Raw genomic sequence first — 18367 nt, forward strand, 5'->3', positions numbered from 1 at the left:
TTCACACTTCCGCTCGCGGAATAACCACTTGAATCGGCTCGTCTCTCCAGCCGGTAATAAAGTTGGTCCGCAGCGCCTCATTCCGCTGCACCAGCGTATCCAATCCTTGGGTGAAGGCTTCGACATTCAGGCTTCCGTGCAGATCGAAGGTCACCTGTTCGAAGTAAGCTTCCGAATCGGCATCCAGCAGGCTGTGGAACAACATCCCTTTTTGCAGCGGAGTCAGGGTGTATACATTCTCCAGTTCGCCGAGCGCCGCCGTATGTTCGGCCAACCGCTCCAGTTCCTCCAACGTCACATCTTGAAGCAGTACGTCGCTAGGCGTAAGCTCCGGCCGCTCTTTCGATATGCAATGGCTGATGATATCACGCAAGCTCGAATGAAGCAGGGTGCCCAGGCGTTCTACCGTTTCCCGTTTATACTGGGTTCCCCCATAACGGATCGTGAGTTCCTGCACTCCTTTCGACACCATACCGTTGATATCGAGGACATAATCCATCACTGCATTCGGGCTTGAATCGGAGCCCGGGCTGAACGGAGACGGCCTCGAGCCGCTGCTTTCGTAATCCTGGTCGAACTGACCCAAATAGTTAAAGCTGATCTCCGGCTCCAAAGCGAAGCGCTCGCCGTCACGCGGCGCCGACAAATAACGCAGGATGCCGTAGCCGATTCCTTTGTTCGGAATGCGGCGCAAGCTTTCTTTAACCTGTTTCACCTGGTGACCGAGCGCCTGGGCGTGACCCGGCTCCAGAACGACAGGGAATTGGCTTGTAAACCAGCCTACCGTGCGCGTAATGTCCACATCCGGCAAAAGTTCTTCCCGGCCGTGGCCTTCGAGATTCACCAGCACGCGTTCCCGGCCGCTCCAAGCTTGTACCGCGAGGCCAAGCGCGGCAAGCAGCAAATCGTTCATTTCCGTATGGTAAGCACGGTGTGCCTGCTTCAGCAGCTGTTCGGTTTCCTCCGCCGTCCAGCGAACGGTCACGAGCCCGCTGTCCTTCAGCTTGGATCTGCCTTGTTCAAAATCTTTCGGAAGCGGCTCATAGGTCAATTGCTCGATATGCTGCCAATACTCTCTCTCGCTTTCCAACGCTGGACCGTTCGCATAATCTGCGAGCTGTTTCGCCCACATTTGGAATGAATCCGTTTTGAGCGGCAGACGGATCGGCTGCCCTCGCAGCGCCTGCTCATAGCCAGCAGCAAAATCCTCAAGCAGAATCCGCCAGGATACGCCGTCTACGACCAAGTGGTGGATCGCGATCAGCAGATGATCTCCATCCGCACAGCGGAACAAGCCGAGCTTCAGCAAAGGCCCTGCCTGCAGGTCAATGCTGCGCTGAAGCTCGTTCGCCTTGGCTTCGATCGCCTGCGCGCAGTCCATCATTCCGCGGAAATAGGTCACTTCCAGGCTGTAGAGCTCGCCGTCGCTTTCCACGATGCCCCGGTTCCATGCCGCATACCCGCTCTCGGTCCGGCGGAAGACGAGGCGCAGCGCATCGTGATGCTCGGCCAGCTTCCGCACGGCCTGACGAAGCGCCGCTTCGTCGTAGCCTTCCTCCCGGTACAGCATCACCGCCTGGTTAAAGTGGTGCGGCTCGGCGAGCGACTGCTCGAAGAACCAGCGCTGAATCGGCGTCAGCCGCGTCTCTCCCGTAGCTGCCCCCTGATCGGCGCGTCTTAAGACCGGCTGGAGATACGGGCTTAATTCCGCTACGGTCGGATATTTGAACAAATGCTTGATTTCCAGCTTGTACCCGGCCTGATATAGCCTGGACGACACCTGGATCGATTTAATCGAATCCCCGCCGAGCTCGAAGAAATTGTCCATCACGCCGATCGGACGACCCGTTCCCAGCACCTTTTGCCACACCGCAACCAACGTCTGCTCCGCCGGCGTCCGGGGCGCCACATATTCCGTTCCCACGAGCACACTGCTTTCCGGTGCGGGCAGCGCCTTACGGTCGAGCTTCCCGCTGTGTGTGAGGGGCATCCGCTCCAGCTGCACGAAGTAGGACGGAATCATGTACGTGGGCAGATCCTCCGCCAGCGCGCTTCGCAGCTCGCTCGCCGCAAGCGGCTTGTCCGCCACGAAGTACGCGCAGAGGTGCTTCTGACCGGCTTCGTCCTCTCTGGCGATGACAACCGCCTCTTGGACGGACGCCACTTTCAGGACCTGCGCCTCCACCTCGCCGAGCTCGATCCGGTACCCGCGGATTTTCACCTGATGGTCGATCCGGCCCATATACTCGATGTTGCCGTCCGGCAGCCATCTGGCCAGATCGCCCGTCCGGTACATCCGCCCGCCCGGCGTAAACGGACACTCTACGAATTTCTCCACGGTCAGCTCGGGACGGTTCAAGTAGCCTCTAGCCAGGCCTTCGCCCGCGATGCACAGCTCGCCCGGCACGCCGATCGGCTGCAGCGCTGTCGTCCCTTCCTTGACAATATGCAGCCGGATGTTCGAGATCGGCTTGCCGATCGGCACCGATACATGCGTCTCTTCCGGTCCGCAATCGTAGTACGAGACATCGACCGTCGCTTCCGTAGGCCCATAAAGGTTGATCAGCTGCGCTTGATTCACGGATGACGCAATCCACTGCCAGAATCGGCTCACATGCGACGTCGCCAGCGCTTCCCCGCTTGCAAACACCCGTTTCAGCGAAGACAGCTTGTTCCCCAGATCTTCGCTCGGCTGACGCTCGACATATTCGAGGAAGGCGTGCAGCATCGACGGCACGAAGTGCATCGTGGTGACGGCTTGCCGTTCGATCGTGTCCAGAATCGTCTCGGGATTCTTCTCTCCGCCCGGCGGCAGCAAGCAAACTTTGGCCCCCGTCCAAGCCCACCAAAACAGTTCCCACACGGAAACGTCGAAGGTGATCGCCGTCTTTTGCAGAATCGTATCCCTGGAGTCGATCGGGTAAGCATTCTGCATCCACAGCAGCCGGTTGATCACCGGACGGTGCTCCACCATGACGCCCTTGGGCTTGCCAGTCGAGCCCGATGTGTAAATGACGTAGGCCAAGTGCTCCGGTCCGCTCGCCGGCTCCAGGTTCGAGCCGTCTTCGTCATACGCGAATGGATCGTTCAGATCGACGAGCGATAGACCGCCAAGCGGCTCAGTCCCGGCAAATGACGCGTTTTCCCTCAAATGGCTCTGAATCAGCAGCAGCCTAGCGCCCGAATCTTCGAGCATGTAGCGGATGCGCTCCTGCGGGAATTGCGGGTCGATCGGCACGTAGGCGCCCCCGGCCTTCAAGATCGCATAGATGCCGACGATCATCTCCAGCGAGCGCTCGGCCATGATCGCGATCGGCTGATCGGCCTGCACGCCAGAGACACGCAAGGATCGCGCCAGCCGGTTGGCCCGCTCGTTCAGCTCCCGGTAAGTCAGGCGGCTGTCCTCATAGACGACGGCCACCTGCTCCGGCGTTCGCTCTGCCTGCTCCTCGAACAGCTCGTGGATCGTTCTCTCTCTCCACGACTCATCCGCTTCCAAACCTGTACCCTCTGCGGCGGGTTGCTTCGCCAGAGCCGAAGACGACACGTCAAACCCGACCAGCAAATCATGCTTTTCGCTGTCCGTCAAGATATCCAAATCCGAAATCCGCGCACCCGGCTGAGCCAGGATCGACGCCAAAAGCTGCTCGTAATGACCCGCCAGCCGTACCATCGTTTCCTGTCTAAACAACGAGGTAGCGTACTCGATCTTGCAAACCAGCTCGTTATCGGCTTCCACGATATCAAAGCTAAGATCAAACTTTGCCGTCTTTTCCTCGATGTCGAATGGCGACCATTGCAAGCCTTCCAGAGTTAAATCCAAGCTTTCGTGCTTTTGCAAAGAAAACATGGTGTCAAACAGAGGATTCCGGCTTAAATCCCGGCTCACCTGAATAGCTTCCACCAGCTCCTCGAACGGATAGTCCTGGTGCTCGTAGGCTCCAAGCGTCGTTTCCTTCACTTCCTGCAAGTAATCCAGGAACGTCCGCTCCGCCGCCGGACCCAAGCGAAGGGCCAGCGTATTGACGAACATGCCGATAATCGGCTGCAAGTCGGCGTGAGAACGGGCGGCAATCGGAGTGCCGACCACTATATCTTCCTGTCCCGCGTATTTATGAAGCAATACGGAGTACGCAGCCAGCAGAAGCATGTACAGCGTCGTCCCCGAATCGCCGGCAAGCCGTTTGAGAGCTTCGCTTTTCTCCGCATCCAGCGTAAACGTGAGCGTTTGACCATCAAACTGCTGGACAGCCGGGCGGGAGAAGTCGAGAGGCAGCTCAAGCACCGGAAGCTCGGAGCTGAATACCCCGCGCCAATATTCCTCCTGCCGTTTGATGCGCTGGCGCTGCTCCTCGGATTGCTGCCAAACGGCGTAATCCTTGTATTGAATCCGCAGCTCCGGCAATTCTTCCCCATTGTATAGCCGCACGAATTCGCGCAGCAGCACGTCCATGGAAAGGCCGTCGGAACCAATATGATGAATATCCAGCGCGAGCAGGAATTTCTCTTTCTCCAGTTCGATCAGCAGGGCTCGCAGCAAAGGCGGCTGGGTCAAGTCAAAAGGCTGAATAAAGCCTTCAAGAATGGCTGCAACCTGATCTTCGCTTGCTTGAAGCTTCTCGACCTTGAAAGCTGCGAGCGGATGAATACGCTGAACCGGCTCCCCATTCACGATTTCAAAACCGGTGCGCAGCATATCGTGCCGGGCCACCAAAGTAGTCAGCGCCTTTTCCACTTTGGTCTCGTTCAAAGCCCCTCCCAATTGCAAGGCGCTTGGGAGGTTGTAATTCAGCTCCGAGCTATCCATTTGGTGCAGGACGTACAGCCTTTTTTGTGCAGAGGAAACCGGATAGTACGCTTTCTCTTCCGCTTTCGGAATCGAGCTGTGCCGCGTTTCTTCCAAGCTGCCAATAGCCCCGGCCATCGACTCTACCGTCATATAGCGGAACACATCACGCAGCGGAAGTTCGACGTTCATTTCCTTCTGAATCTTGCTGACAAGGTTCGTCGCCCGCAAGGAGTGACCACCGAGCTCGAAGAAATTGTCCAGGACTCCAATGCTGCCGGAGTAGCCCAGCACTTCCTCCCAGATCTTCACAAGCTGGGACTCCGTCCGGTTACGCGGCGCTACGTATTCGACGCCCGTTTGTATGCCGCCTTGCGGCTCCGGCAGCGCTTTGCGGTCCACTTTGCCGTTGGTCGTCAGCGGCATGCGCTCCAGCTGCACGAAGTACGACGGGATCATGTACCCCGGAATTTCCTGGGCCAGCGAGGTTCTTATTTCGCTGACCGTCAGTGTCCGGTCCGCCACAAAGTAGGCGACAAGCGCCTTCTCCCCCCCGCCGTCCTGACGGGCGAGCACCACCGCTTCTTCCACGCCCTCGACGTTCAGAAGCTGCGTCTCGATTTCGTCCAGCTCGATTCGGTACCCGCGGATTTTGACCTGGTGGTCGATCCGGCCCAGGTATTCGATGTTCCCGTCCGGCAGCCAAGCCGCCAAGTCGCCCGAGCGGTACAGCTTTTCCCCCTCCGCAAACGGGGAATCGACGAACTTCTCCGCCGTCAGATCCGGGCGGTTCAGGTATCCTCTCGCAAGGCCTTCCCCGGCCACGTACATTTCGCCCGCTACGCCGATCGGCACAGGGCGACGGTTTTCATCCAGGACATATACGCTCAGCGTCGGGATCGGCTTGCCGATATTGCTCTTCGCCGCCTCCATTTCCACCCACGTGATTTCCTTATACGTAACGTGAACCGTCGTCTCCGTAATGCCGTACATATTGATCAGCTTCGTCTCCGGGTACTTCGTCTTGAAGCCCTTGAGCAGCAGCGGACTCAGCGCTTCGCCCCCGAAGATGACGTTGCGAATCCGCAGATCGTACGGATGGTCCGCCAAGACCTCACGCAGCAGCTGGTAGAAGTATGTTGGCGTCTGGTTCAAAATCGTGACCTGTTCGCGGCCCAGCAGCGCCAGGAAATCAGCTGGATTTTTCGCCGTGAGCGGCGGTACGATGACCAGCTTGCCTCCGTTCAGCAGCGCTCCGTACATTTCCCAGACGGAGAAATCGAAGCAGAACGAGTGGAACAGCGTCCACGTGTCGGACGGCCCGAAGTCGAATAGGTTCTTGTCGTTGAACAGGAGACGCACGACGTTCTTATGCTCGATCAGCGTTCCTTTCGGTCTGCCGGTCGTTCCCGACGTGTAGATGACATATGCCAGGTTGCCCGGCCCGGAAATCGGCTCCAGGTTCGCAGCGTCCAGCGTATCAGCGGCGTCCCCCCCTCTGTCGCCCCAAACGAAATCGTCCAATTCGAGGCGTGTTCCTGCGAAGTCGGTCTTCTCGTGCAGTTGCTTTTGAATCAGCAATAACGGCGCGCCCGAATCCTCGATCATGAAGCGAATGCGCTCCTCCGGGTAGTCGGGATCGACAGGCACGTATGCTCCGCCCGCTTTGAGAATCGCCAGGATGCCGACGACCATATCGAGCGAGCGTTCAGCCAGAATCGCTACCAGCTGGTCCGCTTCTACTCCCGTCTCCCGCAGCTTCCGCGCAAGGCGGTTGGATCGCTCGTTCAGCTCGCGGTAGGTCAACTGCCGCTCGTTCATGACGGCGGCCACGTTGTCCGGGTAAAGCTCCGCCTGCTCTTCGAACAAGCCGTGAATCGTCTGCTGCCGCGGGTAGTCCGCCTCCGAATCGTTGAAACCGCGCACCAGCTCGCGAATTTCCTCCTCCGTGAGCATTTCCAGCGAGGCAATATCCCCGTCCGGCGCTGCTGCGATGGTTTCGAGCAGCTTGTCATAATGTCTGGCGAACCGCTCCGCGGTCTCCTGTTTATACAAAGCCGTAGCGTAATCCAACCGGCATTCGAGCTGACCGTCCAGCTCCGAAATGTCCAGGAGCAGCTCGAACTTGGTTGTTCGGTTTTCCAGCGGATAAAACGATTGCTCCAGCCCCTCGATAACAATTTGCTCGTTCTCCGTATTTTGCAGGGCGAAGAACGTATCAAAGAGCGGATTCCGGCCGGTCGCGCGCGGAATGTGAAGACTTTCCACCAAGTCTTCGAACAAATAATTTTGGTGTTCGAAGGCCCCGAGCGTGATGTCCTTGATTTCTTCCAGGTACGAAAGGTACGTCTTGGAACGCTCCGGACGGCTGCGAATGGCCAGCGTGTTGATAAACATCCCTACGATCGGCTGCACTTCTTCCTGCGTTCTTCCGGCAATCGGCGTTCCTACGATCAGATCTTCCTGACCCGAATATTTATGCATAAGGATGGTGTAAGCCGACAGCAGCACCATGTACAGGGTCGTCCCTGTCCGTACCGCCAGCTCTTTCAGCTTCTCCGTCCGATCTTTCTCGATATAAAACTTCACGGTTCGGCCGTCAAAGCTTTGCACCGCAGGCCGCGGGAAGTCCGTCGGTAGCTCCAAGACCGGCAGCTCGCCCGACAGCTGTTCCAGCCAATACTCCTTCTGCGGCTGGAGCATCTGCCCGTAAGCTTCGGAATGCTGCCAAACGGCATAATCTTTGTATTGAATGCGCAGCGGGGCCAGCTCCTCGCCCCGATACAGGCGGCTGAACTCGTCGAAGAGCAGCGCTGTCGAAATGCCGTCCGAGACGATATGGTGCATATCGAACAGCAGAATGTGGCGATCCTCGGCGACTTCGATCAGACCGATGCGGAGAAGTGGCGGCTTGGTCAGATCAAACGGGTGATAGTAAGCTTCCACCACTTGCTCTACTTCCCGCTCGCTCGCTTGGAAATAATCTACAGCAAACTCCACCTCGTCATAGATGCGCTGGACAAGCTCCCCTTGAACCTGCTCGATCCCGGTACGCAGCGTCTCATGGCGCTGAATCAGCGCCCGGAACGCGTGCTCGACGCGCGTGCGGTCCAGCTTGCCTTCGAGAAGAAGCGCCGCCGACATATTGTAGCTGCGCTCGGCCCCGTCAAGCTGGCGCAGGACGTACAGACGCTTTTGCTCGGATGAAACCGGATAGTACTCGGCCTCAGCCGCCTTTGTAATCTCATGCGTCTCCTGCTGCCTTAAACCGCCGATTCTTTGGGCCAGCTGTTCGATCGTGGTGTAGCGGAAAACTTCCCGCAGCGGAACCTCGACTTGCAGCTCTTTCCGAATCTTGGAAACCAGCGTGGAGGCCCGCAAGGAATGACCACCCAAGTCAAAGAAATCGTCTTGGACTCCAACTTGCGCAATACCCAGCACCTGCTGCCAAATGAGAGCAAGTCTTGTTTCCAGCGTTGTGCGAGGAGCCACATACTCACGGCCTGCTTCTACCTCTCCGGTCGGTTCAGGCAGCGCTTTACGGTCAATTTTGCCGTTCGGCGTGAGCGGAAGCTTATCAAGAGACACCAGCCGGGCCGGGACCATGTGGGCCGGCAACTCTTGCTTCAATTGGGACAGCAGATCGCTCAACTGCAAGGAAGCATCCGCCGCCACGTAGCCGCACAAATACTTTTGCCCCTGCTCATCCGTACGGTCGGTCACCACAGCCTGCTTGACGCCTGGGAAACGCAGCAGGGCCGTTTCAATTTCGCCCAGTTCGATACGGAACCCGCGAATTTTCACCTGATAGTCGATCCGGCCGATGAAGTCGACGTTGCCGTCTTCCAGCCAGCGGGCCAAATCGCCTGTCCGATACAGACGTTCGCCCGGCACAAACGGGCTGTCCACGAACTTCTCAGCGGTTAGGTCCGGACGGTTCCAGTACCCGCGCGCCACCCCGGCGCCGCCGATGACAAGCTCGCCCGGAACCCCTACAGGAACCGGCTTTAACGCGGCATCGACAATGTAAAACCGGGCGTTCAGCCAAGCTTTGCCGATCGGTACATGACCCGACGACGGCAGCTTATCCAGCGGCTCATCGTAAAAGCTGCTGTCAATGGCCGCTTCGGTAACGCCATAGCTGTTGATGATGCGGAATTGTCCGCCGAATCTTTCCTGCAACAATCGGTAATCGGTGACACTGCATGCATCCGAACTGGTAATCAGCAACTGCATGGAGCTAACGTCCAGCCCTTCCTCATAAATATGCTGCATGAACGGCAGGATGAGTGCAGGCGTCGATTCGAATACCGTAATGTTTTGGTCCCGAATCCAGCCGTATAAGAGGTTCGGATCAAGCCGGTCATCCTTCGGCACAATCACCATCGTGCCTCCGTTATACAGCGTCCGCGCGATGTCTCCGACGAACACGTCAAACGAGAAGCTGGCCAGTTGCAGCAGCCGCACCGGAAACTGATCCAACCGGTACTCGCGACGGTACGCATCCGCCGTATTCACGAGACTACCGTGCTCGATCATGACGCCTTTCGGGCGTCCCGTCGTACCCGAGGTGTAAATCACATAAGCCAAGTCTTGCGGGGCGCTACCGACAGATTCAAATTCCACGGCTGAGGCATCCCCGTTATAAATCTGTTCATCGTCCATGGCGTAGACAGCTTGAAGCTTCAGCCGGTCATCGGCCAACCAACCTCCGGCCCGCTCCAACAGATGACGCTGCGTAAGCAGCACCGATGCATCGCTATCGCTGAGCATGTACTCAATCCGCTCCGCCGGATAATCGGGGTCCAGCGGTACATAGGCTCCGCCGGCTTTCCAAACGGCGAGCACCCCGATCAGCAGTTCCACCGAACGCTCCGCCCAGATCCCCGTAATCGTCTCCCTTCCCACGCCCTGTTCGCGAAGGAGAGAAGCCAGCCGCTCGGCGCGTTCGTTCAATTCGCCGTAGGTCAGCTGTTTGTCCATATAGACGACTGCCGGATGATCCGGAATTTCCCGGGCAAACTTTTCAACATACCGATGAAACGCTTCTCCCTCGCTCAGCCCTGCCACCGGCGGGTTAAAAACGTTGAGAATGCGGTGTCTCTCCTCATCGCTCAGCAAAGAAATATCGCGTACCGGCAGTTCAGGATTCTGAAGAAACTGGTCCAGAACGGTTACATACTGTTCCATAATCCGATCAATCTCGGCTGTCTCGAACAGGCCGGTACGATAGGAAGCATGGAGAATTACATGGCCTTCATTCAGCATATGGTCGAAGCGCAGCAGCAAATCGTCCATCTCGTGCCTAGCAAAGTGAGCCTCCAGACGTACCTTGATTTCTTCGTACTCCACGATTTTCAAAGGCAGATATTCCAGAGACGTGCGGAACAGCCCCGAAAGATCGTTGCGGCCGTGTTGTTCGCGTAAATCCTGGATCAATTGGTTATAAGGGTATTTCTGATACCGCAAATCCGCCGTATTTTCCTTGGAAACCGTTTGGATCAAGGAAAGCACGTGTCTGTCTGGATTCAGACGAGTCCGCGTAGCCACGGTGCTGACGAACATGCCGATCGTTTCTTTTTCTTTCTTGCTGGTGCGATTGGCGAAAACCGTGCCGACCGGAACATCGGTGCTGTCGGTCAGCTTGTACAATAAGGCGTACATGGCGGACAGAAATAACGTATATAAGCTGACCTGATATTGTTCGCTGAAGGCCAGAATGCTTTCATACCGGGAACCGTCCAAAGTGATGGCCAGTTTATTGGATTCGCTGCCGATCGAGAATTGCGGATACGATTTAATGCCGGTCGTTTCAGGCAAAGTGTTGTACTTCGTCAGCCAGTATTCCTTGCCCTTTTGATAACGCTGGGATTGCTCATATTCACGCTCCGCGGAAATATAATCCAGATAGGAAGGGGCCTGGTAACTGCTGGAGATGCCTTTGCGCAGTTCCAGGTATTTTTCCATCACCGCATGCAGCAAAGCATTGACGGACAAGCCGTCGGCGATAATATGATTTACCGTCAAATTGAGCCATACTTGGCCGTTCGCAAAATGGATAATCGTAAATTGGTAGAGGTGTTCGTCGAACACACTGGCTGGTTTTTCGCTTACTTCTTTCACCCAAGCATAGAATTGTTCGGTTGTGCCTATTTCGAGGCGGCTTATCCTAGCTTGGACATTCTCTGGCTCTTCGAACCACTGCGTTGGATTTTGCAAATCCCCGCTAATGTGGATTCGGAAAGCGTCATAGGTTTTGACGATCTCTGCCGCCGCTTGCTCCAGAAGCTGTGTGTCGATCTCACCCGTAATTTGGTAGGTCGCGGAAAGCATCGTGATGGACGTTCCCGGATTCATAATTTCCATGAACCATATTCGGCGCTGGGCTTGCGTTAATCCATATTGCTCGTTGGTATTCTCTCTCACATCGACACACTCCCGGTTTAGAGATTTTTTATAGATAGGCTTTGTACCTAGATGTCACTTAGTCACTCTTAGAAGAACCGCGCAGGCCATTCCCGGAACGGCTCCTTCGGACTCTTCCTCCTTTTTCGTGTCTACGTTTTCTGGTAACTACCGGTTATAAAGTCATACCTTGGATTACTAAAAGACTCTGTCGCATTCGCAAGCAGGAAGCCGCCCGCCGTAAAGCGGGTCTAGCCGTACAGCCGGGCGTAATAACCCCCGAGCGCCAGCAGGTCCTGATGGCGGCCCCGCTCGACGACCGTCCCTTGGTTCATGACGGTAATCAAATCCGCATGTTCCACGGTGCTGAGACGGTGGGCGATCAGAATGGTGGTGCGCCCCTTCATCAATACGTTCAGGGCCTGCTGTACCCAATGCTGGGATTCATTATCCAGCGCGGAAGTCGCTTCGTCCAGCAGCAGAATCGGGGCGTTTTTGAGAATCGCCCGGGCGATCGCAATTCGCTGCCTTTGTCCACCCGACAACGACGCTCCTCTCTCTCCCACCGGCGTTTTATACTGTTCAGGAAGTTCCTGAATGAAATGGTGAGCGTACGCCGCTTTGGCCGCTTCGATCACTTCTTCATCCGTTGCATCTGGGTTGCCGTAGCGGATGTTTTCCTCAATCGTGCCGGTAAACAAGAACGGCTCCTGCGGAACGTATGCAATCTGCCTGCGGATTTCGTCCAGCGTGTAATGGCCGAACGGTTTGCCTTGGAGCAGGATTTCTCCGCTGTCCACAGGATAAAAGCCGAGCAGCAGCTTGATCAGCGTACTTTTGCCGCTGCCGCTGGCCCCCACGATAGCGGCGACCTGGCCGGGAAACACCTGCATGGACATGTCGACAAGCACCTTTTTATCCGCCTGATAGGAAAATTCCACATCGCGAAACTCCACCGCAGCCTCCGACACGAGCTCGCTGTGAGGAGATCCCAAACGCTCCGGTTCCTCTTCCTCTCTTAGTACCTCTTGAATCCGGTGAGCGCCCGCGAGCGAATTTTGGATCATCGACAGAACCATCCCCAAGTTCAACAAGGCGTGCGTCAGATTCACTTGCAGAACAGCCAGGGCGGCGACGCTTCCCATTCCCATCAATCCGTAGGCATAAAGAAGACTGCCGATGACGATGATGCCGCAGAACGTGACGTAGCTGATAAAATGGTTCACCGCAGCCTGCATGCCGTTCTTCTGTGCCGTTTGCCGAAGCGTCTGCGTCATTTGTTCGTTCAACGCCTCGTACTGGCCGTAAATCGTGCGGATGCGGAACAGCTTCACCAATTGAATGCCGCCCATAAAATCTTTGAATTTTTCGGTCATTTTACCGAGCGTTTGCAAGCCTTGTTCGGACAAGACGCGAACATCCCGCGCAAATTTCAGGCTGACCACGGAGGACAGCAGCAGAATGACAAAGGATACGCCGGCAAAACGCCAATCGATCAACACCATGGAGACAATGGAGCCGATGCAAAAGACAACTTGAAGCAGCAAAACGAAGTAAACCTGCGAGAATGTAAACTCAACGGTCGTTACGTCGTTGTTCACTCGCGACAGCAAGTCCCCATGGTGCGTCTGCTCCAGAAATTTCGGCCGCACCCGGCACAGCTTGTCATAAAGACGTTCGCGGATATTCAGCACAGTCAGCTCTACACTGCGCTGGTATAAGTAAATGAACCAGGGAGAAACTATATTTTCCAGGAACAGGGACACGCCCAAAATAATAAAGGCTTCCACCATCAGGGACGTATCTCGGGACACGGAGAAATCAACCAAGTTTTGTACGACCAAGCTGAAGGCGATCAGGAACAATGTCTGGGAGAGCGCCGTCACGACCAGGCCAATAGCGTACTGGGTTTTGCGCTTGCCGTTCATAAACGTCAGCAAGTAGCAGAGTTCTTTCACTTGCGAGAGCCATCCGCCCTTTTTCAAGTGTACGCCACCTCCCTGCGTTCGGCAGACTTGGTAAATTCCTGGTAGTACGACTGGGCGTACAGTCCCTTCATCTCCAGCAATTGTTCATGAGTGCCCTTTTCCACAATATTTCCTTGTTCCATGACCCAAATTTCGTCGGCGTTTTGTACTGTGGAAAGCCGGTGGGCAATAACCATCGTCGTTCTCTGCTTCATCAATATGTTAAGCGCTTCCTGAACCGCGCTTTCCGACTCCGGATCAAGAGCCGACGTTGGCTCGTCCAGCAGCAGAACGGGAGCATCCTTCAGAAAAGCCCGGGCCATTGCAATGCGCTGGCGCTGCCCGCCGGACAAAAAGCCTCCGCGCTCTCCGACATACGTCTGATAGCCGCCAGGAAGCTGCATAATGAAGGAATGCGCCTGAGCGGCTTTGGCGGCTTCGATAATCTCGTCCATCGACGCTTCTTCCCGCCCGTAGCCGATATTTTCGGCGATCGTGCCGCTAAACAAATATGAATCCTGGGTTACCACGGAAAAATACGACCGAAGCTGCTCCGGATCGGCGCCGTGGATCAGGCTGCCGAACACGCGGATTTCGCCCTGGTCCTCCGGAAGTGGATAAAAGCCGCATACAAGCTTAAACACCGTGCTCTTCCCTCCGCCGCTCGCTCCGACAAGCCCGATCGTCTTTCCTTCCGGCACTGAGAAGCTGACATTCCGCAGAATCGGGGAGTTCTCCTCATACCCGAAGGTTACGTTCTGAAACTCGATGGGGGCGGCGCTTGCTTTCGGAAGCGAACGGCCATTTTCCGTTTCGGTCGGCTGCTCGACGATTTCGGAGACCCTTCTCAGGGCACCGGACATTTCGAACGTCCGCGTGATGAGCTCGGGAATATGCTCCAGCGGCTCCAGACACAGATTCAGCAAGTACAGGAAGGCAATCAGCTCTCCCGCACCTAGCTGCCCGTTGTAGATCAAATAGCTTCCGTAACTGACGGCGAAAATGATCGGGCTGATCATCAGCGTGGAAAGCAGCGGGTTGACCCAGGCTTCCCGCTTTTTCACGGCCAGCTTTTTTTGGGCCGTCAATTGCAGCAGCACTTGGTAGGAGCGAGATAACATGCCGGATAGCAGGTAGCTTTTTACAATAGGCATACCCCCAAGCGTATCCTGGAGGTTGACGTTCATTCGGCCCATGTTCACCTGGGCTTCCTCCGTTAACCGCTCCAACTGCTTGCCGATCCATTGGGAAACCAGCAGCGCTAAGGGAAATAACAGCAGGCTGTACAACATCAGCTCCCATTGGAGGTAGATCAAATAAGCGAAACAGCCGATGAACAAAAGCGGATGATAAAACCACTGGGCGAAATCCCGAACCATAAACTGCTGGATGAGCTGCAGGTCGTTGTTGACCCGCGACAACACGTCGCCGGAATGCTGCTTTTCCAAATAGGAGACCGGGAGTTTGCCGATATGACGCATGACATGATTGCGGATATCCTGCACCGCAGAGGCGCTGCTTCGCTCCACGCCGAAGCTCATGAAAAACTTCGCCGGCACACCGATCAAGATGACCACAAAGACCGTGTACACGATTTGCAGAACGACTGGCCCCGCCCCCTTCTCGGCCTGGGTGGTCAGCTGCTCGATCAAACTTCCCGTCCATACCTCAATAACGGCGGTGGCAATCGCGGACAAGATACCGACGATCATCCAGCCTTTGTGACGGCTTACATAGGACATCAGCCAGCGGAACGCTTTCCAGGCGGCGTAAGCGGTTTGGCGCCTGGAAAGCGCCGCTGTGCCTTGTTCTAGAACAGACGGCTGCCGGTCAGCTTCCATGCAGTACCCCGGCCTCCGCTTCGATTTGCCGCTTGACTTGCTCTAAGATGTCCCGGATGACGACGGCCGTTTCTTCCACGCGCGCGAGTTCCAGCAATTCCTCGTGCGCGCCCTCCAGCCGGTAATCGGCGTAAGCTTGCGTCGTTGCCCCCCGCCAGGAAGGCAATTGGTACTTCAAGCGGAACTCTTCGCTGTCCTTCGCAATCAGTTCGTAAATCCGGGCCGGGATCGTGCCGGAATTAATAAGCTGCGCTTCGTACGCCAAGGTCGCTTTGACCTTCCGATGAACCCGCTCCCGCACGAGCGGGTTGCTCATTAATTCCTTCTCTTCTTCGTCGAAATCAGCAAGCATTTCTTCAAGCTCTTTCTCCGACGTTTCGGAAGGCGTCAGCGCGTCCTTAATCCACGAGTCCACCATGAGCACGTCCGTTACGGAATACCCTCTTTTCTCCATCGTTTTGGCTACCTCGAACGTCAGGTTGCCTCCGAAGCAGTAGCCGAGCAGCACGTAAGGTCCTTCCGGCTGGATGCGGACGATCTCGTCCACATAACGGTTCAGCATGGCCTTGTAATCGACGGCATCGTCGATAAAATCAATGCCGTAGAGCACGAACCGGCCGTCGAGCCTGCTTGCGAGCTCTCGATAACCGATGCCGAAGCCGCTGCCCGGAGGGAAGCAGAACACGTTCAGATCTCCTGCTTTATTCAGCTTAATGAAGGAGTCTCCTCCTTTATCCAGGCCGAGATCCCCCTCTCCGAAAGCCATGGCTTCAACTGTTACATTATGGAATTGGCGGTTCAGCGGTATCTCAAATCCCGTTTCATCATAAACGGCTTGAACGAGCCTCATCAGACTTAACGAATTGCCACCCAACTCAAAAAAGTTATCCTTTACGCCGACCTGCGGAACGCCAAGCGTATCCTGCCAGACGCGGGCGATCTTCATTTCAAGCAGCGTTCTCGGCGCGACATATTCCGCTCCTCCGACCGCGGCTTCCTCCGGCGCGGGCAGCGCTTTGCGGTCGATTTTCCCGTTCGGGGTCAGCGGCATCCCCGAAAGCTGCACGAGGTACGAAGGAATCATATACCCCGGAAGCTGCTTGGCGAGCTCCTCCTTGAGTTCATGCGCCGCCAGCCTCGTTTCCGCGACATAGTAAGCGACAAGCTGCTTTTGGCCGTTCGCGTCGTCGCAGTCGAGCACCTTGGCTTCTTGCACGGCGGCGATCTTCAGCAGTTGCGTCTCAATTTCGTCCAGCTCGATCCGGTACCCGCGGATTTTGACCTGGTGGTCGATCCGTCCCAGGTATTCGATGTTGCCGTCCGGCAGCCAAGTCGCCAAGTCGCCCGAGCGGTACAGTTTCTCCCCCTCCGCAAACGGGGAATCGACGAACTTCTCCGCCGTCAGATCTGGACGGTTCAGGTATCCTCTCGCAAGCCCTTCCCCGGCCACGTACATTTCGCCCGCTACGCCGATCGGCACAGGGCGGTGGTTTTCATCCAGGACGTACACCCTCAGCGTCGGGATCGGCTTGCCGATATTGCTCTTCGCCGCCTCCATTTCGACCCACGTGATTTCCTTATACGTCACGTGAACCGTCGTCTCGGTAATGCCGTACATATTGATCAGCTTCGTCTCCGGGTACTTCGTTTTGAAGCCCTTGAGCAGCAGCGGACTGAGCGCTTCGCCCCCGAAGATGACGTTGCGAATCCGCAGATCGTACGGATGGTCCGCCAAGACCTTACGCAGCAGCTGGTAGAAGTACGTTGGCGTCTGGTTCAAAATCGTGACCTGTTCGCGGCCCAGCAGCGCCAGGAAATCGACCGGATTTTTCGCCGTGAGCGGCGGTACGATGACCAGCTTGCCTCCGTTCAGCAGCGCTCCGTACATTTCCCAGACGGAGAAATCGAAGCAGAACGAGTGGAACAGCGTCCACGTGTCGGACGGCCCGAAGTCGAACAGGTTCTTGTCGTTGAACAGGAGGCGCACGACGTTCTTATGCTCGATCAGCGTTCCTTTCGGTCTGCCGGTCGTTCCCGACGTGTAGATGACATATGCCAGGTTGCCCGGCCCTGAAATCGGCTCCAGGTTCGAAGCGTCCAGCGCATCGGCGGAGTCCGCCCCTCTGTCGCCCCAAACGAAATCGTCCAATTCGAGGCGCGTTCCTGCGAAGTCGGTCTTCTCGTGCAGATGCTTTTGAATCAGCAATAACGGCGCGCCCGAATCCTCGATCATGAAGCGGATGCGCTCCTCCGGGTAGTCGGGATCGACAGGCACGTATGCTCCGCCCGCTTTGAGAATCGCCAGAATGCCGACAACCATATCGAGCGAGCGTTCGGCCAGAATCGCTACCAGCTGGTCCGCTTCTACTCCCGTCTCCCGCAGCTTCCGCGCAAGGCGGTTGGATCGCTCGTTCAGCTCGCGGTAGGTCAGCTGCCGCTCGTTCATGACGGCGGCCACGTTGTCCGGGTAAAGCTCCGCCTGTTCTTCGAACAAGCCGTAAATCGTTTTCCCCCGCTCGAACTCGGTTTCGGTGTCATTAAATCGCTTCAGCAGCGTCTCCCTCTCGTCTGGGGACAGCACATCGGCTTGTCCGAGCTCCAGATCCGGCTGAAATAAAAGCACGGACAGCAGCCGAACAAGATGGTCGGTCGCCTGTTCCATAAATGCCCGCTCGTACCGCTGCCCGTCAAAGCTTATTTCCAGCTCGATGGAATGGTTTTGGCGGTCGAAGCGAAAAACCGTATCGGCCGCCACCCGGTTACCCAGCGGTTCCGGATGAATCGGGGCGAAGGATGCGACGGTGTTGACGACCGGGAGGCCGTCCCCCGTATAGTCCAGATGGAGCGGCTCCACCATTTTCCGAAAAGGCAGGTGCTGATGCTCCAGCGCCTCGCCGATGGAGGCTTTGATGCCCCCGAGCAGCGTTTTCAGCGTAGTCTGGTGGCTTACGGACGTCTTGATTACCAAAATGTCCTGCGGCGGCGGAGTCCCGTCAGGGTCTGCGCTATAAGAAGGCATGCCGACCAACACCTGGTCCCGCCCGGTATATTTGAACAGCAGGCTTTTTACTCCTGCCAAAACAATCATGTACAAAGCCAAATCCGAACCGTTGGCGAGGCAAATGATTCTCTCCGAGAGTTCGCTCGGCAGAGTACGGTGAAGCAAGCCCGGCTCGGCCGCAGCTTCCCCGTCGGCGGATAATTTGGAGGATTGACTGTAGGGAAGGAAGCTCAGGCTGTCATCGGCATCAAACTTGCCGCTCCAGTACCGTTCTTCCTTTTCAAACAAAGATTTCATTTGTACCTCCCCTAAAAATGAAGTGACCGCATGCCCTGGCGCAGGTCCGAAAAAGCTTGCTTTCGGCCTG

At 56.4% G+C, this 18367-nt stretch carries 4 protein-coding genes; all 4 read right to left on the reverse strand.

Annotated features, from left to right (window positions below; genetic code table 11):
• Window position 1: 1 nt before the first annotated feature.
• Entirely contained in the window at window positions 2–11212 is an 11211-nt protein-coding gene (locus tag KAI37_RS26825) for a non-ribosomal peptide synthetase (protein ID WP_481856563.1), read from the reverse strand.
• Between the two features lie 230 nt (window positions 11213–11442).
• Window positions 11443–13176: an ABC transporter ATP-binding protein gene (locus KAI37_RS22505; protein WP_028542659.1), complete on the reverse strand. Its 1734-nt coding sequence runs from the start codon at window positions 13174–13176 to the stop codon at window positions 11443–11445.
• On the reverse strand, window positions 13173–14999 hold the full coding sequence (locus KAI37_RS22510) for an ABC transporter ATP-binding protein (protein ID WP_220030260.1): 1827 nt from the start codon (window positions 14997–14999) through the stop codon (window positions 13173–13175). The genes KAI37_RS22505 and KAI37_RS22510 overlap by 4 nt, the downstream gene beginning before the upstream one ends.
• Window positions 14989–18297, reverse strand: coding sequence for a non-ribosomal peptide synthetase (locus tag KAI37_RS22515; protein ID WP_220030261.1), 3309 nt, complete (start codon window positions 18295–18297; stop codon window positions 14989–14991). Before KAI37_RS22515 ends, KAI37_RS22510 begins: the two co-directional genes overlap by 11 nt.
• Window positions 18298–18367 lie beyond the last annotated feature (70 nt).

The organism is Paenibacillus sp. S25, from assembly GCF_019454085.1.
Taxonomy (GTDB): domain Bacteria; phylum Bacillota; class Bacilli; order Paenibacillales; family Paenibacillaceae; genus Paenibacillus; species Paenibacillus polymyxa_B.

Bases quoted from the DNA above. Each gene is read 5' to 3' on its own strand.
- KAI37_RS22510 (WP_220030260.1), bottom strand. From the start codon at position 14,999: ATGGAAGCTGACCGGCAGCCGTCTGTTCTAGAACAAGGCACAGCGGCG.
- KAI37_RS22515 (WP_220030261.1), bottom strand. From the start codon at position 18,297: ATGAAATCTTTGTTTGAAAAGGAAGAACGGTACTGGAGCGGCAAGTTT.